Origin of the sequence: Haliscomenobacter sp., from assembly GCF_040403615.1 — a bacterium.
GTDB lineage: Bacteria > Bacteroidota > Bacteroidia > Chitinophagales > Saprospiraceae > Haliscomenobacter.
In genome coordinates this window covers 31,598-52,451 of sequence record NZ_JBBAKG010000019.1, presented here as the reverse complement: position 1 = coordinate 52,451, position 20,854 = coordinate 31,598, and the positions used below count along the sequence as shown (strand labels likewise).

At 44.4% G+C, this 20,854-nt stretch carries 10 protein-coding genes; 8 read left to right on the top strand and 2 right to left on the bottom strand.

The window, feature by feature from the left end; genetic code table 11:
* Position 1 precedes the first annotated feature (1 nt).
* Both ABW391_RS08485 and ABW391_RS08480 read right to left on the bottom strand, forming a co-directional pair.
* Positions 2 to 928: an AraC family transcriptional regulator gene (locus ABW391_RS08485; protein ID WP_353481417.1), complete on the bottom strand. Its 927-nt coding sequence runs from the start codon at positions 926 to 928 to the stop codon at positions 2 to 4.
* Positions 929 to 1,213: 285 nt separating this feature from the next.
* Complete coding sequence (locus ABW391_RS08480; RefSeq protein WP_353481416.1) at positions 1,214 to 2,125, bottom strand: hypothetical protein; 912 nt, start codon at positions 2,123 to 2,125, stop codon at positions 1,214 to 1,216.
* Between the two features lie 314 nt (positions 2,126 to 2,439).
* Between ABW391_RS08480 and ABW391_RS08475 the strand changes: the two genes are divergently transcribed.
* The 8 genes from ABW391_RS08475 (at position 2,440) to ABW391_RS08440 (ending at position 20,852) form a co-directional block, all read left to right on the top strand.
* Positions 2,440 to 2,928, top strand: a complete 489-nt coding sequence (locus ABW391_RS08475) for a cytochrome P460 family protein (protein WP_353481415.1) — start codon at positions 2,440 to 2,442, stop codon at positions 2,926 to 2,928.
* Between the two features lie 262 nt (positions 2,929 to 3,190).
* Positions 3,191 to 3,769 carry a YceI family protein gene (locus ABW391_RS08470; RefSeq protein ID WP_353481414.1) on the top strand — a complete coding sequence of 193 codons (579 nt, stop codon included), beginning with the start codon at positions 3,191 to 3,193 and terminating at the stop codon, positions 3,767 to 3,769.
* A gap of 4 nt (positions 3,770 to 3,773) precedes the next feature.
* Positions 3,774 to 4,694, top strand: coding sequence for a DUF5777 family beta-barrel protein (locus tag ABW391_RS08465; protein ID WP_353481413.1), 921 nt, complete (start codon positions 3,774 to 3,776; stop codon positions 4,692 to 4,694).
* 700 nt (positions 4,695 to 5,394) lie between these two features.
* Positions 5,395 to 8,571: a TonB-dependent receptor gene (locus ABW391_RS08460; protein ID WP_353481412.1), complete on the top strand. Its 3,177-nt coding sequence runs from the start codon at positions 5,395 to 5,397 to the stop codon at positions 8,569 to 8,571.
* Positions 8,572 to 8,756: 185 nt separating this feature from the next.
* A complete protein-coding gene (locus ABW391_RS08455; protein ID WP_353481411.1) occupies positions 8,757 to 11,510 on the top strand; it encodes a ligand-binding sensor domain-containing protein in 2,754 nt (917 codons plus the stop codon).
* Between the two features lie 144 nt (positions 11,511 to 11,654).
* Positions 11,655 to 14,078 carry a glucoamylase family protein gene (locus tag ABW391_RS08450; protein ID WP_353481410.1) on the top strand — a complete coding sequence of 808 codons (2,424 nt, stop codon included), beginning with the start codon at positions 11,655 to 11,657 and terminating at the stop codon, positions 14,076 to 14,078.
* 30 nt (positions 14,079 to 14,108) lie between these two features.
* Positions 14,109 to 17,768: a T9SS type A sorting domain-containing protein gene (locus tag ABW391_RS08445; protein ID WP_353481409.1), complete on the top strand. Its 3,660-nt coding sequence runs from the start codon at positions 14,109 to 14,111 to the stop codon at positions 17,766 to 17,768.
* A gap of 120 nt (positions 17,769 to 17,888) precedes the next feature.
* On the top strand, positions 17,889 to 20,852 hold the full coding sequence (locus tag ABW391_RS08440) for a SusC/RagA family TonB-linked outer membrane protein (protein WP_353481408.1): 2,964 nt from the start codon (positions 17,889 to 17,891) through the stop codon (positions 20,850 to 20,852).
* Positions 20,853 to 20,854: the final 2 nt, after the last annotated feature.

Below are 20,854 nucleotides of genomic sequence, written 5' to 3'. Positions count from 1 at the left end.
ATTAGAAAACAAAAAACAAGGTTATCCACCAACTAAGGAACGGAAACAAAACAATGACGTGAAATGCAACAAGTTTTTCTCTAAAATGAGCAGGGCTAACCCCGGTTGCATTTTTGAAATACCGGCTAAAATGGTATTCATCGTCAAAACCGACCTCCGCTCCGATCTGTTTAACGGATTTTTCAGTAAGATACAGCTCTCGTTGGGCCTCGATGATGATGCGTTCGGAGATGAGTCCAGTAAGGGTTTTATTGCAATACATTTTGGTGATTCTCCCAAGGGTTTTAGCCGTGATATTGAGCATCAAAGCATAATCCCTTGGCGAGTGTTTTTCTCTAAAGTGGACTTCAATTAATTCTTTAAAGGTTTGCAAAACAGAAGGATGATTGTCCACTAAAGGTTGCTTTTCATGCTCTTTTTCCTGCTTCTTTTTGAGGCGTGCAGCATGGATGAGAAAAATTTTAAGGTAAGCAACCAGCATTTCTTGTTTGGAAGAATCAAAAGTGTTCATTTCAGCTTTAATCTTTTCAAGCAGCCTTAAAAATTCATTACTATATCCGGCATTTTCGATAAAAACAAAAGGAGGGTTGAACAGGTTGTTAAATAGTAATCCATTACAATTTGTTTCTTTATCGTGTTTGTAAATGCAAAAAAAATCAGCCTGGAATTGAATTAATTCACCAACTATTTCAGTGGAAGAACTCAAGATAAATGGCTGATAAGGAGAAAAAAACATCATAGTCTCCTGCCTCAATTCATATTCATTACAATTTGTTTTGAGCGTTGCACTACCTTTTTTAAGCCAAAGAATAGAATAGTGATATTGCCTTTGTATTTGACTAAATGAATCTTGATTAAACGGCTTGATCAGTAACGCAGCAGCTGTATTGTTCTCGAAAATATGGGTATGTTGTCCAGTTGGAGCCATGGTTAAGCAAGCTTTTGGGTTGAGGGTATCACCTTTTACTCCGTCAAATTTTGGGCATAGTGTCAACTCCTACAGGAGCTTAGTTGGAGCGTACTGTCATGCACAAAGCTAGGAATAGCAGAGTATACCTTAATAATTCAAAATTAGTCTTTGTACTTGAACAGTATTCATTTGTGTTGGCTTGCTGACGGACAGTTTCGCGTTTTGGCCATTATTTTCAAACATAAAAAATGCGCTGCCTATACAATAAGCAACGCATCCAATTAAAAATAAATTTCACAGGTTCTATTGTTGGCTAACCACCGGACAGTTTACGTTTGCTACGCCGGCACCAAGAATTTTGGCAGCTTTTGCCGTAGCCAAATTGCTGACTTTGTTAAAATCAGCATTGTCAAAAACATTCACCAGCCACAAAGGGGAGTAACTCGCGTCTGCGGGAAGAGTTGCTAGTACGTTGTGGGTCAGTCCAGCTCCATTGTCAATAAACCCAGATGAAGGTCCACCACCTGGTTTGTCCGGGTTGATTTTGAAAGAAACATAAATAGGAGAAAGGGGGACAGTACTTCCGGTAAGGGCCTTTTCTTCAAAAGTAAAATAAAATACAATTTTGCCTTTGTACCAACCACGTACGAGGCCTTTTCCTCCACTACCCAATCGTTTCGTTGCGGTAGAGCCTTCAGGTACGACCGGGCAATTGACCAAATTAGTAGTGGGTTTGACCGTATACCCTTTGGCCTTAATATCTGCCAATGAAGTAACACTATTGGCAACAAAATCCGTAGGCACTTCAACTGCGTTGACCACCCAAAAGTCATTGTATCCTGCATCACCTGGGATTTGTTCAATGATGTTTAATTGCCCATCAATGGTTTTGCCATTGTTCATCGGAACATAAATTGGGGCAGGGACGGTCGATTGTACATCAAAATTGTAGTAGTCTACGATGTTGCCTGATGGGCCAAAACCCTTGGTAATAAATGGAGTCTTGTCAAAATCAATTGCAGCGTTCGCCGCCGGTAGGCCATTGGTAGCACTTCTTACCATTAGCATTCCTGCACTAGCTGAAAAACGATCTACTGCTTGTTTTGCGGCAGTATCAGGATTGACGCCAGTGGGTTTTGCGTTATCATCATCACAACTTGTAAAGATAATTGCCACTGAAAGCAGCAGTAAATTCAGGAAAAAATTAGATTTCATGTGATTCGTTGATTTAAAGTAAACAATTAATTAAAGCAAAGATCAACGAATAGAGTGCTCTTGATAATGGATGAAAAGGGCAATATAATGGACGATTTTCCTAAAAAAAAAGAATGCAAAACCAAGACAAATATTAGAGATAATTTTTTAAAATAGATGGAAATCACTAAGGCACTATCTATATGATTTCCAAAACATTATAGCTTTTGATGAAATCAGTTAAAATGCAATTCTAATGACATTTTCATTAACACAACATGTCTTTTCACGGACAGCTCTGTACCAAACCTCTTTGTTTTTTTGTAAAAAAAATCATGGCAAAACCAATGTTTTTCATTTGTTCCATTCTGCTTGGTATACTGGTATTTTTCAACTCATGTGGAAATGAGAAAGAAGACAGCAATACGCCGCCAACGTCGACCGTAGAAGAATTCATCGCGAAGGACGCTGACTTCGATGGTTTTAGAAACTGGGAAGTAGTTGCAATTTTGGACAAAGCACTTTCTGCCGAAGGTAGAGCTCATACCGATGCAGCAAGAACCATCTGGATCAAACCACCAAATACCAAACGGGGTACCAATGGGCAATACCCAATTGGTACGATCCTTATCAAAGAAGTAAAAGGAGGCTACGGGATTGTTGCCATGGTAAAACGTGGCGGCTCATTCAATCCGGCTCACAATGGTTGGGAATGGTTCCAAATCGATGCAGCTAGTAAAATAACTTCTCGCAGCGCTTCAAATACCTGCAACAACTGTCACTCATTGGTTAAAAATCAAGACTATGCTTTTTCGAAAAATTAGTCTACAATAGCATCCTCAGGGGCGATAAAAATATAATTGTTCATTTTGCCAAAGAATTAGATAATTAAACGGTTCATTTTAAGTACTTTCTCTAATCCTTTGGCTCAGAGAAATGAACACTTATTCTTGCCTCACTACTCAGCGTTGGAGCTCGTTTAAATAATTTTGCCTTAAACTAAAAAAAATATTTAGACCAGTTCCTATACCCTGAATGGGTAAATCACATTCCGGTTTCTCTTCATTTCCAATCAAAAACTTTATCATGAATACATCACGCATGTATCTCCTGCTGACAGCATTGTTGAGCGTCAGTGGACTCGTCCAAGGGCAATCAAAATACTATTCCAAATCAGGTTCAGTCATCTTTGATGCAGAAGGCAAACTTGATGACGTCGAGGATATTAAGGCTCAAAACAATAGCGCTTTCTGCGTAATTGATTCAAATACAGGGCAAATGGAATGGTCAGTAAACATCAACAAGTTTGTCTTTAGGAATTCATTGATGCAGAAACATTTTAATGAAAACTACTTGGAAAGCGAAAAATATCCCAAAGCCACCTTTAAGGGCAAGATTAATGAAATCAGTAAGGTTGATTTCACAAAAGATGGTACCTACCCAGTTAATGTAACGGGTATGCTGAGCTTACATGGTGTAGTAAAGGAATCAAATTTCAAAGGGGTCATCACCATCGAGAAAGGTAAAGTTCGGGTAAATTCTAGCTTTGAAGTTTTGTTGAAGGACTATAAAATTGATATCCCAACCGTGGTCTTTTTAAAAGTTGCTGAAAGTGCCAAAGTTACAGTCAGTACCCAGCTTGAAATTTTAAACACAAAAAAATAACACGATGAAACAAAGTTATCGATTTTTCATAAGCTCGATCATGCTTCTCGGTATGTCCTGGCAAGCAATTATGGCCCAAGAGGATAACCTTATTGGCTTATTGGGTGAAGAAACAGAAAAAGAGCAAGTAGTGAATGCCTTCAAATCTCCTCGAGTTGTCAACAGCCATAGTATTGAAATGCTGGGGGCAGGAGCCCTTGATTTTCGCATATTGCACCGATTCGGTAAAATTAGCGATGGCTTTTACAATCTTTTTGGCCTTGATAATGCCTCCATGCGAATGAGTTTTGATTATGGTATCTCTTCTAATTTAAGCATAGGGATTGGACGGAGTACCAATCGAAAAGAAATGGATGGATTTGCTAAATACCGCTTACTCTCACAAACCAGAGGGAGTAAACCTATACCCATTTCCCTTGTTTTGGTTGGAGGAGCTGCCTACAATGGTTTGCGGGCCCCGTTCAGCAACCCTGAAATTGAGCCTACGTTTAAACGCAGGTTGGCTTACTACACGCAGCTCATTATTGGTCGAAAGTTCAATGAAAAAATTTCCTTGCAATTGGCACCAACCTGGCTTCATCGGAATATTGTTGAGCAACAACAAATTGACAACGACTTAATGGCAATCGAGCTCGGCGCTCGTTACAAACTTGTCAAACGAGTCGCATTGATTATCGACTATTCCTATATCCTGAATCCACCGTTTCCCAATTCAGGTCACAATCCACTTTCGATTGGTTTTGATATTGATACTGGCGGGCATGTTTTTCAATTGCACTTCTCTAATGCCGTTGGTATGAATGAAAGAGCATTGTTGAGCGAAGCTAATGGAGATTGGCTAAACGGAGACATCCAATTTGGGTTTAACCTATCGCGGGTTTTTCAATTAAAAAAAATAAAGAAGGCTGATCAACTAGTGCATTAAATAATTCACGGAATCGGTCTTTATACTAAATTTGAAATCCGGCTGGCCGATGGTCCATCCGGGTTTCTTTTGCATCACGATATTTTAAAGCAGTTTTTGCCCCTTTGTATTAAATTTGTTACTCAAAGCATAAATTTGGGACAGGCGTATGAAAATCATCTATTTTTTTACTGTTATTTGTATGTTCAAGCTTTAATACGAAAGCCGCCGACGTCCATTTGATCCTCAATTTTCCTGCAAAAACTTACCAGGCCTCCAATCAAATTTGGTCCATTACCCAGGATCAACACGGGATCAACTATGCAGGCAACAAAGATGGCCTACTGGTATTTGACGGAGCCAACTGGGAGCTGCACCCCTTGCGCAGGAGCGGATGATCTCGAATTGCCTCTTCGAGAAAACACCTTAGAAACGCGTTGCCAAGATGAGTTGATCCAGTTTGAGTTGATCCAGTTTGGGTTGGCCATTGGTTATTTGAAGATTTGCTGGGAGCGAAGGTAGGAAAGCTGACGTAGAAAACAAAAATGCAGCATCGCCATTCGTTCTTTTACCTGGGTTTCATCGTTCCTAAGCGTGTGTTTGAATGAAATTAATCTTGTGCTAAAAACTTGTTGTATTGTTAACCTTGAGCTAAACTGCATTTAATCTCTCTCCAATATTTTCGCACTAATAAATTTTACATTCACTCAATTACCCAAACATGAATCGTTCTTATTGTTTTTTATGGACAGTGCTTGCGCTGTCCCTGGCTTTGCCGTGCATATTGCTAAGTCAAGCCACCAATGCCTCTTTCAAAGGCTTAATCAGCGATACCAAAGGGGAAGCCCTGGTAGGCGCTACCGTGCAAGTGCGCAATGAATCTACAGGATTTTACACGGGTACCACAACCCAATTGGATGGCCGTTATCAGTTGCGGCAGTTGCCATTGGGCGGTCCGTACACATTGACTATTTCTTACACTGGCTATGCAGAGCAACAACTCAAGGGCTACAACCTGAATCAAGGAGATGTTATAAGTGTTGACATCAAATTGCAGGAGCAAACCCTGGAATTGGAAGCAGTAGAGATTTCAGCCAACAAGTTGATCAACGATGTGAACAGTTTCGGTGCAGGAACATCGGTATCAGCCAACCAAATCAAGGCATTACCCCTCGAAGGTCGCAACTTCAGCGGTCTAGTAGCCTTGTCTCCCCTACAAGGAAACGGCGCGGCCAACATCGGTGGCCATCGCTCTGGTTCTACCAACATTACCATCGATGGAGGTAACTTTCGCAGTCCACTTTGGGCCGGTGCAAGTGGTGGAGGTCCACAGCAAATTTCACAGGAAGCCATCCGTGAGTTTGAAGTATCCACCAATGACTACGGGGTAAACCAAGGTCGTCAGGGTGGTGGCGCGGTAAACGCAGTGACCAAAAACGGTACCAACGAGCTAAAAGGAACGCTGTTCTTCTACAACCGTGCCGATGAGTTGGCTAGCAAGAACGACATCCGTGGGCAGAAACGCGTACTGGATTTCACAACCAACCAGTGGGGCTTTAGTTTGGGTGGACCCATCATCAAAGACAAGTTACACTTCTTTGTGGCCATCGACCGTCAGAACCAAACCGAACCGGTCAACAACTCCGACATTCAAACTGCCGATGATGAAATTAGGATTGGTATCCGCAAAGACACTTTGAACAAATTCATTGACATTGCTCGCCGTGTGTATGGGGTAGGTTCTGGCCCTCAGGTAGGTATTTTTGAACGCCAAACAGTGTCGAACGTTATTTTCGCTCGTTTTGATTATACCTTGAATGCCAAGCACAAGCTTACTTTCCGCAACAACTTTACAACCTGGAATAACCCGCTGAACTCCAACGATAACTCCAACATCAACCTGCGTGAGGTATGGAACAAACAGGAATCTCGCTCTTACACCGGTTTGGTGTCATTGCGTTCCAACTTCAGCTCTAATTTCTTGAATGAACTGAAGGTACAATTCCAATCTGAATACACTGCTCAAGTGCCTAGTGATGAAATTCCAGCCTTGAACATTCCACGCGCCATCGTCAACGTTCGTTCTCCTATCCCCACTGCTACCAATCCCAACGCAGTTTCTACTCGTACTGTACAGTTAGGTGGACAACGTTTTACGCCTGAAAAAACCATTTACAACCAAATTCATCTGGTCAACACTTCTTATGTTTCTGCGGGGAAATATGATTTCACCTTCGGAACCGACAATTTCTTCACTCGCTTGGAAGATGTGTTTACTTCTGAGTTGAATGGCCGTTTCTTTTTCAACTCGATGCAAGATTTTGAATTACAGCGCCCCTCTCGCTATGTGCGCGAGGTATACCTTGGTGAAGGCGAGCCTTGGGTGCGTTACAACGTAATCGATGCTTCACTTTTTGCTCAAGTTGATTTTGAATTGGCTAAAAACATTGACGCGATGGTTGGGGTACGTTGGGATGGTACTGCTTTTTTGACTAAGCCTGCACCAAATGCCAAAGCTGCCGAAAGTTTGAAAATTTATACAGATACTGCACCGGTGGATTTTGACAACTTCCAACCACGTTTCCAATTGACCTGGAATGTAGGCGGCAAAAACAAAAACATCGTCAAGTTAGGGGGAGGTGGTTTTTCCAACATGGCGATGTACTACAACCTGGCCAACAACATGCTCTTCGACGGCAACAAGGTGGCTTCGATTGACGTATCTACGGGTGTCCCTTTCCCAGATTTCAAAGCTTACCGCGAAGATCCTACCAAAGCCCCGGGTGTACAACCAGGCCAGCCAGTGGTTTCTACCATCAACTCGATCGGACGCGAGTTCGAAATTCCATTTACCTGGAAAGCCAACCTGAGCTATAACCGCTTGTTGCTCAACGACAAACTTCGAGTAGGTGTTAACTTTCTTTTGGCCCATACCTACAACAACTACGTATACCAGGAAGTCAACTTGGTGGATCAGCCTTACTTCCGTTTGGCCAATGAAGACAATCGGGGTGTATTTGTACCTGCTGACAAAATTGGTACCAATGGTGTACTCAGATGGCAAGATAGCCGCAAAGATCCCAACATCGGACGGGTACTGGAATTGAACCCTGACGGCATTTTGGATCAAACTGCGGTAATCGTTGATGCAGAACTACGCATCGGTAAAGGTGGTTATGTGTCTGCGAGCTACACCAACAACAGCACCAAAGACAACTCTTCCTACAACTGTTGTGTAGCCAATACGTCTACCTTTCTCCCTGTTAAAGATGACCCACGGGCACTAAACTACGGCTACTCTGAATCTCAATTCCGTCACAAAGTACTGGTCAGTGGAGCAACTCCGGTAATCGCCGGTTTCCAGTTGGGTGCAACCTTCAACGGTCAGGGCGGATATCCGTTCTCTTTTCACGCTTATCGTGCCGGTACCAGTCTCAATGGGGACTTCAACGAGCAGAATGACCTGGCCTACTTGTTCGACCCAAATAATCCCAAAACTGACCCGGCACTGGCAACTGCCATCAAAGCTTGGTTGGACAATCCATTGGTTGCCGATGCAGCCAAGGAATACTACCGCGACAACATGGGTAAAATTGCGCCACGCAACGAAGGTAAAAACCCCTTCTTCTATACCATCGACCTGCGTTTGACCAAACAAATCAAAACCTTTGGCAAACAATCTCTGGAACTGAGTGCGGACTTGTTCAACTTTGTAAACCTTTTAGACAAAAACAAAGGGAATAACGTCAACCTGGCGCGCGAATCTCGTTTGTTGAATATTTCTGGCTTTGACAAAACCAAGCAGGAATACAAGTATACCCTTAATGCCAACACCGGTGTTGGTGTTCTGGGCGGTACTCCTTGGCGCTTGCAGCTAGGGCTGAGATACAATTTCTAATTAGCCGTTTCATACATTATTTTTGCCCAGTTGACGATGTTGTCAACTGGGCATTTTTATGCCCAAAATTCACTTCACACCACAAATAAAAACCCAAAAACCCTGTTTAATTTCTATTTTTTCTTTCAGTACCTTTATCCCTTGAAACGCATACTTAAGCCAGCTCTTTACCTAACCACTTGCATGTGGAGAACAAAATCACGGTATTGGTTTTATTGCTCTATTTGAGTATTCAAGCCCTTGCAGCCGACAGCCCCTTGTTGCTCAATTTCACCTCCAGCCAATACCAGGCTGCCAATCAAAATTGGTCGATCTCCCAGGATCAAAATGGTATCTTGTATTTTGGCAACCACAATGGCCTCTTGGAATACGACGGCAGCAATTGGGAATTGCATCCCTTACCCAATGGCCAGGTTGCCCGTTCCGTTGCTGTTGATCAAAAAGGACGAATCTATTGCGGCAGCTACGGCGAATTTGGATACTGGCAACGCGACCTGCTCGGTAAATTGAATTACACTTCGCTCAGCAAGCAAATTGCAAAAAAAGTGATCGGCAAAGAAGAGTTTTGGCATATCCTGGTCAGCAAGCAGGGCGTGTACTTCCAATCATTTGGATTGATGTTTCACTTCGATGGAAAATCGGTCAAACGAGTACCCTCCTACTTTCCGCTGATGTTTTTGAAAGAAATCAATGGCCGATTGCTGCTTCCCTCCATTCAGGGTCCCATTTATGAGATCGACCAACACAACAAAATCTCGGTACTCAAAGGCAGTGAATTTTTTGAAGGTTTCACCATTACCGCCATCCTCCCAGACCCCAAAGGTATCCTGGTAGGTACAAGTAATCAGGGAATGTTCCGGCAAAAAGGGAATCAGTTTGTGCCCTGGGAACACCCCGCCAACGCCGATTTAAAACGATTTCAACTCAACAAAGCCATCCGTTTGAAAGATGGCCGCCTGGCATTGGGTACCATTCTAAGTGGTGTTTTTATCACCAAAGGTTCAAAGACCCTGTACCACCTCAGCAAGAACAATGGTTTACAAAACAATACTACACTTTCTCTTTTTGAAGACAAAGATCAAAACTTGTGGATGGGGCTGGACAATGGAATTGACCTCGTGGCACTTCACGATCCCATGCTGTACTACACCGATCGGGAAGGGGTGACTGGTGCTGTTTTTGCGGCAGCTGTTCACGCCAATCGCTTGTTTATTGGCACCAATCAGGGCGTTTTTTTTCGTTCCTGGCCACTTAAAAAAGATGAAGCTTTCCAATTATTGCCGGGCTCGCAGGGACAAGTTTGGCAATTGGCTGTTTTTGACAATCAATTGATTTGTGGCCACAATGAAGGAACATTTTTGATTGAAGGCAATCAATTTCAGCAGATTTCCAAGATTACTGGTGGCTGGTACTTTAAAAAGTTTCCCCAAAATCCCGATTACCTGCTGGAGGGAACCTACACTGGATTTGTCGTTTTTAAACGATCCTCGGATGGCAAATGGAAATTTAGTCACTCGATTGAAGGTTTCAAAGAACCCATTCAAAAATTTGTTTTCGAATCGAAAAATCGACTTTGGGCTGTAAATCCTTACGAGAACATCTACTGCTTTGATTTGGATTCCACTTTCCAAAAGGTTGTGTCCGTTGATACCATCAACGCTGTTGATGGGCTGCTCAGCAATTTCAATCTGGATGTTTTCATCAAAAACAAACAAGTCAGAATTTGGTCAAGTGGCAAACAATTCGCCTATCACCCCGACAAAAAACGCTGCTTACCCTTAAAATTGGAAGGAGATGTGCATCCAAAATTTTTGGTTACCTCTTATGGGGATGAATTGGAAATTAAGCCCCAGCAGATTCGCTTTCATCGCTTAAACCAACCTAAACCTTTGGTTAAAATTTCTTTAGCCAATCGTTTTGAACCCATTATCGCACTGCAAAAAGATACTTACCTGCTTTGTCTTGAAAATGGATACGCCCTATTGAATGACCTGAAAACCCTCAAAAAAGACCGAGAACCCAAATTGATGGTGAAATGGATTGAATGTCTCAATTTCAAAAATAGGGATAAAATTTATCAAAAAAACGCAACCCTCTATTTTCCCTCAGGCAGCAATCACCTGCGTTTTGTCTTTGCCTTGACCTCATTTACCCGCTCTAAACAGTTCCGTTACCGCCTCAATGGCATCCAAAATCAATGGTCACCCTGGAGCAGAATTGCCGAACACGAATTCAGCAATTTATCTCCAGGAGCATACAAGCTGGAATTGCAAAGTGATGAAGCAAACAACATCATTACTCGCTCATTTTATATCGCCCCACATTGGTACCAAAGTGTCTGGATGAATCTCGTTTACGCATTGGGGTTTCTTGGATTTTTTGGATTGTTAAACACTATCCACCAAAAAAGACTTGAAACCCAACGACGCAAACTCTTACTGGAAAAAGAGCGGGAACTCCACCAACAACGCATTCAAACCCGCAATATTCAGCTTCAGGACGATGTACTCAACAAATCCAAAGAACTGGCCAGCTCTACCTTTCACCTGATTCGAAAAAATGAAGCCCTTTTACAAATTAAAGAAGAACTGATTCGATTTAAAGCAGAAAATGCCGACCGTCCTGCGGCCAAGCACTACCAAAAAATGTTGCGTCTGGTAGATGAACATCTGGGGAACGAACAAGATTGGCAAGTTTTTGAAGACAATTTTAATCAGGTGCACGATGAGTTTTTTAAAAAACTCAAAACAATGTTCCCCACCATTACACCCGGTGATTTGAGACTGGCCGCCTACCTGCGCATGAACCTTAGTTCAAAAGAAATAGCTCCCCTACTCCACCTCTCTATCCGGGGTATCGAAAACAAAAGGTATCGCTTGCGCCGAAAATTGGAATTAGATGGCGATGACAACCTGGTAGAATTCCTGATGGGACTTTAATTCATTTAACCACCTGATTTTTAACTACAAAAAGAATACGCAGACGGTGACTTTTACCCATGGAGTAGTAATGGTGAGGTATCAATACTAGACTTTATCCTAAAAATAAGGTTAGATTGCATAACAATATTTTAGATCGCAAGCATGAAGCAACTTTACCTCCTATTTCTAGCATTTACATTTTTATTACTCTTGGCCTTTTCTCCCCTGCAATGCCAAGAGGTTTCCTTTTTTAGCGATAGCAACAATCCAGGCTATTACGATACAGGGCTGGCCTTCAAGTCAGGCAACAGTTTCCTAGAACAAACGGGCAGTAGTGGAGACAAGATCCCCACCGATGCAACTGCATTCCAAGGACGCAACAGTTTACGCTTGCGTTGGATTTCACGCAGTGGAGGAGATTGGTCAGCTTTGGTGATTGCACCTGGTTTTCCATTTTTGGACATCAGCAACACAGATACACTTGCATTTTGGGCTTACGCGCCCAATGGGTTAAACAAAAGCGATTGGCCAAATTTATTTTTGGAGGGTGCTCCCGGAGCCACCAAATCCAGAAAATACAACCTGGCTACTTTCGCTCCAGGATTGGAGGCCAAAGTATGGACACAAATCAAGATGCCGCTCAGCATTTTCTTTAATGATCCAAACCAAACGGGGATTAATTTTAAACAAATCAAGGCCATTATTTTTGGTCAAAATGGAGCAGATGCACAAGAGCATACACTATTGATTGACGAAGTACGCACGTTCAAAGCTTCCAGTACAAGCACTTTGCTAGCGCCTGAGTTGTTTCGTGTAAAGGGTTATGATAGCCATATTGAACTGAATTGGAAAAATACGGGTAATTCAGGAGGTACCGCATTTCGGGTTTACCGTTCATTGGATGAAGGCAAGACCTTTAGTTTGATTGGCCAGGCGGGCAAGAATGACAGCACTTATCTCGATTTTGTGCGGCCACTGGGGCTCAATGTCAAGGCGAGTTACCGCATCACTACAGCCACAGGCAGTGGTCAGGAGAGTCAGCCTAGTGCCATTGCGAGTACCGCAAGTTTCCCCATGAGCGATGACCAATTGCTCGACATGGTGCAATCCTATACGTTTCGCTATTTTTGGGATTTTGCCCACCCCAGTTCAGGGCTGATCCGCGAGCGCAACACATCTGGCGACATCGTGACCATCGGTGGCACTGGATTTGGGGTTATGGCTCTTTTGGTAGGAATCAAGCGTGGTTTCATCACCAGAGATCAAGGCCGTGAACGTTTATTGAAAATGATTGTTTTCCTGGAAAAAGCAGATCGATTTAAAGGAGTTTTCCCGCATTGGATGAACGGGGTTACCGGAAAAACCATTCCATTCAGTACCCGCGATGATGGTGGAGATTTGGTGGAAACCTCCTTTTTATTTGAAGGCCTGCTTACTGCTCGCGAGTATTTCTCTGGAAGAGGAACCATTGAGGAGAAACAATTGCGCGACAAAATAACCGGGCTTTGGGAAGCCATTGAATGGGATTGGTACCGTCAATATTACCAAAATTTTCTGTTTTGGCACTGGTCCCCAAATTACCAGTTTGCCATGAATTTCCCGGTAAGGGGCTGGAACGAAGGCATGATGGTGTATTTGCTAGGCATCGCCTCCCCTACCCACGGTGTTCCTGAAGGGCTTTATGAAAAAGGATGGGCTGGCAACAGCAATTACGTCAATAAGAATCAGTATTACAGTGTTCTATTACCCTTGGGGCCCGTATTGGGCGGGCCCCTGTTTTTTGCCCATTACTCCTTTATGGGTTTCGATCCTCGTAACATCATTGATAGGTACACCAATTATTTTCGTCAAAACCGCAACCATACCCTGATCAACCGGGCGTATTGCATTGCCAACCCCAAGGGATTCAAGGGATACGGTGAAAACTGTTGGGGGCTGACCGCCAGTGACGATCCCATCCAGGGTTATTTGGCGCATGAGCCCAACTCTGGGCCGCAAGACAATGGCACCATTGCTCCTACCGCAGCACTGGGCTCATTTCCCTACACGCCTACTGAATCGTTGGCAGCACTGAAACATTTTTACCGCCAGTATGGGGCTGAATTGTGGGGACCAATGGGATTTTACGATGCCTTCAACCCTCAACTCAATTGGTATGCCGACAGCTACCTTGCCATCGACCAAGGCCCCATTATCAACATGATTGAGAACCAACGCAGTGGCCTGTTATGGCAGCATTTCATGTATAACCCAGAAATCCTAACAGCTTTGAGTAAAATGGGTTTTTCGCGGGATGTGAGCAGTGTCCGTACGTTAAATCCAACTGCATTAAAAATAAACATTCACCCTAATCCGGTAAGAAATAACATAAATCTGGATTTTATCCAACCTGCTTCAGAAAACGTAACGATTGATTTATCCGACTCGGCTGGCCGGGTTGTACATCGATTATTGAGACCTACCCGTCTAAGTCCCGGGCTACAAAATAAACAGTTTTCGCTACCTGTGCTCCCAGGGGGCACTTACTTTCTGCAAATCAGTTCACCAACGTATAAGACTGCTTATCCACTGGTCATTTCGCAATAGGTTCTAAACATGAACCCAAAATCTAAAAAAATGAAAAAACATCTGCTCTTTTTCACAATGCTTTTGCTACCCCTCTTGGGTATGACACAGGTAGTACTCGAAGATTTCGAGGGCGGCGCCAAGTTGCCCTGGAATGCCCTCGATGGTCAATTCTCTGTCGTTAACAACGCTCCTGGAGGTGACATCCTGAAAGTCAACAGCAGTGCCAAAGCCGGATCTTACACCAAAAAGGCGGGATCTGCTTACAGTCTGTTCCTCGCAGAATTGCCAACTGCATTGGATTTAACTACCAATAACCAGTTCAAAATCCAGGTAAAAGCCACCGTACCCTCAGCCTTTATTTTGAAACTGGAAGGCACCAGCGGTAACATCGAAATAACGAAAAACATCGCCGTTACGGGGCAATGGATTGAGTACTCCTTTGATTTCAGCAAAGCTGCAGCTACACCTAACCTGAAAAAAATCATCCTATTCTTCGATCCAGGGGTAGATGCCAGCGCAGACACGTACTTGTTTGACAATTTGACTGTAAGCGCCGCAGGCCCTTGTGCTGGGGTTGCACCCAGCGCCAAAATCCTAGATGATTTTGAATGTCAGCGCAACATTACTTACGGACTTCCAGGGCTTGACGAAGTCTCTGTTGTTGATAATCCAGACAAAACTGGCATCAACACCAGTACAAAAGTTGCCCGTTACAAAGACAGCGGCAGCGAATACAATGCCATTGTGTTGGATTGGGGCGGCGCAATTCCTTTGAAAGACCGCAACATATTCAAAATCAAGGTTTGGGCTCCTGTTGCAGGCAATCTATTGGTTAAACTGGAAGGTGGAACTTCCCCCTTTAAAGAAATCCCAGTTCCAATAACCGAACTGAACAAATGGGTGGAGTACACAGTAAATTTTAGTGATCAAGCTACTACCAACCAGACCAGGTTGGTGTTGTTCTTTAATGCAGGTGTTTTGCCCGGCGCAAACGACATCTACTATTTTGACGACATTGCCCTTGATCCAGCGCCAACATCTTTCGTTTACGAAGATTTTCAAGGGGGTGCCAAATTGACTTGGAAGCCCCTCGATGGGTCATTTGTGGTGGTGCCCAACCCTCCTGGTGGAGATACGCTGAAAATCAATGGCAGTACCCAAGTGGGTGCTTATACCAAAAAAGCAGGGGCTGGATATAGCCTTTTTCTGACTGAATTAGCGAAACCCATCGATTTGTCGATCTACAACGTATTCAAAATCCAGGTAAAAACTGCGGCTCCCACTGCTTTTATCCTGAAATTGGAAGGCCCCAATGGCGCAGTTGAAGAACTTAAAAACATTGCCGTAAAAGATCAATGGGTAGAATATACTTTCAACTTCAGCAAATCTGCGGCATTGAAAGGGTTGAATAAAATCATCCTGTTCTTTGATCCAGGGGTAGACGCTAGCTCGGATACCTATTTGTTTGACAACCTCGTTGCGGTTCCCGCAGGTGCTTGTTTAGCAGTAGAAAAAGATCCCAAAATTCTGGACGATTTTGAATGCCAGCGCAACGCTGCTTATGGCCAGCCTGGTTTTGACGACATCACTGCGGTAGACAACCCCGATAAATTCGGTGCCAACCTCAGCGCCAAAGTAGGTCGTTACAAAGATACAGGTGGGGAATTCCACGCCTTGGTGATCGATTGGGGCGGAAGCATTCCACTCAAAGACCGCAACCAATTGAAATTGAAAGTATGGGCGCCAGTTGCTGGCAATTTGTTGCTCAAATTGGAAGGCGGCACATCTGGTGGCATTGAAATCCCTGTTGCCGTTACCCAATTGAACAAATGGGTGGAATACACTGCCGATTTTAAGAGTCAGGAAAACGCCAACCATACCAAAATTGTCATTTTCTTCAACGCAGGCAAATTGCCAGGCGCAAATGACATTTACTACGTAGACGACATTAGCCTGGTTGCCCCTGAAAAGAGCAGCGCTCTGGAAGATTTCGAAGGTGGCGCCAAATTGGGTTGGGAGTCTCTAGGTGCCGTAGGTGTATTTGGCAAGTACAATGGTGAAATTGCCAACCCGGATAAGGTAGGCAACCCTTCTGCTACCATTGGTTCCTATACCAAAGGCAGTTCCAAACTGGGTGGTTTGAAAGCGCTTTTGCCACAAGGCTTTACGCTGGCTGCTTTCCCTCAAGTCAACCTGCAAGTATGGGCACCTGCTGGAGCTAAGAACCTGACCCTGCGTTTGGTTTCTACTACCGCAGGCCTGAAAGAAATCACTCGCCCCATTGCGGAAACGGGCAAATGGCAAGACCTGAATTTCAACTTCAGCAACTTCAAAACCGTTATCGATTTTGAACGCGTAGAAATTGTCTTTGATGCCGATTTGGCTTCTACTGCAACCTGGTACTACGACAACCTGACCCAAACCATTTCTACGGTCAATGTTTGTGAAGGCGTCGTTGCCGTTACTGGTCAAGTAGATGATTTTGAATGCCAGCGCAACTACACCAAAGTATCTACTACGGGTGGCGACTTCCTCAAGGTGATCAACAACCCTGATCCAAGTGGCATCAATTCTTCAGCCAGCGATAAAGTTGGGGAGTACACAGATCCCAAGGATGAATATTCTGCGATTGTTTACGAGTTCAGTAAAGCCATCGATTTGTCGGTATTGAATCAATTGCAGATTAAAATCTGGTCACCCAAAGCAGTGCCACTTTTGTTCAAACTCGAAGGAGGCACAGGTCAAGCACCTGAAATATTTTCTGAGGTGACTGCCGCCAATACCCGCAAGTGGGTACAATACTCCATCGACTTCAGTGCTGCTGCCGGCAAAGGCCATACCAAATTGGTCATTTTCTTCAATGTAGCCAAATTGCCCACGGAAAATGATGTGTACTACATCGATGATGTTGAATTGCGCAGAGCACCTTATACTTCTTGCATCTCCAACTTTGAAACTGCACTGGACGACCTGGGTGGCTGGCAGTATTTTGCCAACGGAAGTTTGGATGGCAAAAAATCTGGCATCGTCATCGACAACCCTAAGAAGAGCGGCATCAACACCAGCAACAAGGTAGCCGAATTCATCGAACGTCCAGGTGGTGAGGTTTTCGCCGGGTACTTCAACGATGCTCTTCCTGCTCAGGTTTCATTGGGCAAGAATAAGAAAGTCAGCATGAAAGTGCTGATGGATCACGAAGCCAACGTGGTATTCAAGTTGGAGCGCAGCCCCAATGGAGCACCAAATACCGGCGATACCAAGGTGAAGTACACGACGCCAAACCAGTGGCAAGAGCTTACCTGGGATTTCACTACCTTGAACATTCCAGATGGAGCTATTTACAGCACCTTGTCCATGATCATGGATTTTGATGCAGTTCCTACTGCTGAAAAGCGCTACTACTTTGACGACCTTTCCATCGGCGACAAATCTTGTAGTGCCACTTCGGTAGGGGTACGCGATCTGGCTTTGGCCAACCTCAAGGTGTATCCAAACCCGGTAACGACTGAATTGATCATTGAAAATGGCGATGAGCTGTACGGCTTTGATGTATTCAACACCGTAGGGCAAAAAGTGTACACGATCCGCACCAGCGGTCAAAATTTTGTAAATTTGAATACTGCCAACTTCGGTCCAGGCATGTACATCCTGGCTGGTTACGATAAGAACGGCTTGATGAAAGCCAAAACGAAGTTTGTAAAACAGTAATTTTTGATTTTCAAGGTTTTAAGTTTTAGGGTTTTGAGTTTTAAGTTCATCCAATTTTAACCACATACTTGATTTTGTGTGAACTTAAAACTCAAACCCTAAACCTTTAAAATAATCGATATGCGTTTCCTATCCACTCTGCTCCTCTTGGGCGCGGCTTGCTTTACTTCACTATCCGCCCAGGTTACGATCACCGGAAAAGTGACCGATGAAAAAAAAGAGGCGCTAATCGGCGTCAACATTCAAATAAAGAACTCCACTCAGGGAGGGATTACCGATCTGGAAGGCAATTACGCGTTGGAAATCCCAGATGCAGAAGCAATTCTGGTTTTTTCCTATACTGGTTTTCAAACCCAAGAAATTTCAGTCAAAGGCCGTACTACCGTTGACGTAGTAATGAGCGACGCCACTTTGATGATCAACGAAGTAGTAGTGGTAGGCTATGGTACCCAACGCAAAAGCGACTTGACAGGCTCGGTGGGTTCCATTAAATCCACGGAACTCCAAAAAGTAGCCGCCTCCAACGTAACCCAGGCACTGCAAGGTAAAATTGCAGGGGTAAATGTAAGTTCTGCCTCAGGCCGACCTGGCGAAGGCCCGGTCATCCGCATCCGGGGTACAGGCACTTTGAACAATGCCAACCCCATCTACGTTGTCGACGGCCTCATTCTCGACAACATTGACTTTCTCAATTCCAGCGACATCGAGAACATCGAAGTCCTTAAAGATGCGTCCTCGGCTGCTATTTATGGTACTCGGGGTGCCAATGGCGTGGTGCTGATCACCACCCGCAAAGGAATTCGTGGCCAAAAAGCCCGCTTTAGTTTCAACGCCTACAATGGCATTCAGCAGGTTGCAAAAAAAATCGATTTGTCCACCGGTGCGGAATATGCACGCTTGGTCAATGAATTTTACACCAATTCTGGTGGCAAGCCGCCTTACGCCAATCCCGACGCTTTTGGCACCGGTACCGATTGGCAGAATGAAATATTTCGCGATGCGAGCATCCAAAATTACAACCTCAACGTAAGTGGCGGTTCTGAAGCTATGACCTACAGCATCAGTGGCGATGCCTTTTTGCAAAACGGGATCATCAAATCCTCTTATTTCAACCGTTATTCCTTGAGGGTAAACAACGAGTACAACCTCATCAAAGGGGTAAAACTGGGACACAACCTATCCTTCATCTCCAGCAACAACAACCGCGAACCCGGCGGGATTGTATTTAACTCCTACGCTGCCGATCCTACTGTGATTGCCATCAATGAAAATGGAAAATTTGGAAGTACTTCCACCAATTCCAACGTGAGCAACCCCGCAGCCCAATTGCGCTACAACAGTTACAACCGGGGTTACGGCCAGCAAATCAACGGCAATGCATACGTAGAGATCTACCCCATCAAAAACCTGACCGCACGCAGCAGTTTTGGTTTCAACAGCATCAACAGCCGGGGCAAAAGTTATGAGCCTCAATTTGAAGTAGACGACAAACAACGCAACCCCCAAAGCCGCATCAACGCTGAGTTTTCGCGTTACAACGACTGGCAATGGGAAAACACCCTCAATTACTCTCGTCAGGTTGGCGTACATCGTTTCAGTATTTTGGCGGGTTATACCCAACAAGCTCGTGGTGGCGAGCGCATTGGCGGTTCTCGCCAGCGCCTGATTGGCGATACCGAAGAGTTTTTTTATCTCGATGCTGGCGACGTAGAAACCGCAACCAATTACAACATCGGCAACAACCCGGAACGCTACCAATCGTACCTGTTTCGCGCCAATTACAACTTCAAAGAGCGTTACCTTTTCACCGCTACTTTCCGCCGTGATGGGTCTTCTAAATTCGGATCAGAAAGGCGGTATGGAAATTTCCCAGCCTTTGCCGTGGCCTGGCGGGTGAAAGAAGAACCCTTTTTGAAAAAAGTAGAATTCATCGACAACCTCAAACTGCGCGCCAGCTGGGGGCGTTTGGGCAATGACAAATTTCCTTCTGACGCAGCCATTCCTACCGTTACCAATAACTTGAGTGCAGTATTTGGTGGCACTGAAACCTTGAATTTTGGGGCGTCGCTCATTTCCTTGGCCAACCCATTTTTGCAATGGGAACAAACCTCCAGCACCGATTTAGGTGCGGAATTGGGGTTCATCGACAATCGTTTGACCCTGGAAGTGGAGTATTACTCCCGCAATACCAATAAGATCCTCGTTCCTGTACCGATTCCAGATTATGTTGGTTCTGCCTCCAATCCTTACGTAAACGCAGCCAATGTGCGCAACTCGGGTTTGGATCTCACTTTGAATTACCGCAGTACCATAGGCAAATTCAATTACCATGTTGGTGTTTTGGGGTCTACCCTCAAAAACGAAGTGCGCTCCCTAGGCACTGGCAATGAAGCCTTGTTTGCCACCGCTACCCGCACCACGGTTGGCCGCCCCATCGGTTCATTCTATGGATACAAAGTTGTCGGCGTATACCAAAATGCTGAAGAAATTGCCCAGCATCCTGCCCGAGAAGCGGTTGTACCTGGCGATCTTCGTTTTGAAGACACCAACGGAGACGGCATCATCGACTCACAGGATCGTACCTGGCTGGGTAGCCCGATCCCCAATTTGGTGTATGGCTTCAATCTAGGGTTTGATGCATACGGGTTCGATTTCTCTGTAGATTTCAACGGCGTGAGTGGCAACAAAATTTACAATGGCAAACGCGCTGCTCGGGGATTCGGCATTCCCAACTATGAAGCTTCTTTTTTGAACCGTTGGACGGGGCCAGGCACTTCCAATACTGAACCAAGAATCACCAATGGTGGTTATAACTACCAAATATCCGATCGCTTTTTGGAAAATGGCTCCTATTTCCGCCTGCGGAGTGCAGTGTTGGGTTTTAGTCTTCCCAAAAAACTTTTGGAACACATCAAATTGAACAGTTTACGGGTTTACGCCAGCGGCAACAACATTTTCACCTGGACAAAATACAGTGGGTTTACCCCCGAAATTTCCAGTGAAAACGTTTTGCAAGTAGGCATCGATGGTGGCGTTTATCCACTGTCCCGCACCTGGTTGGCTGGCATAAACATCACCTTCTAAAC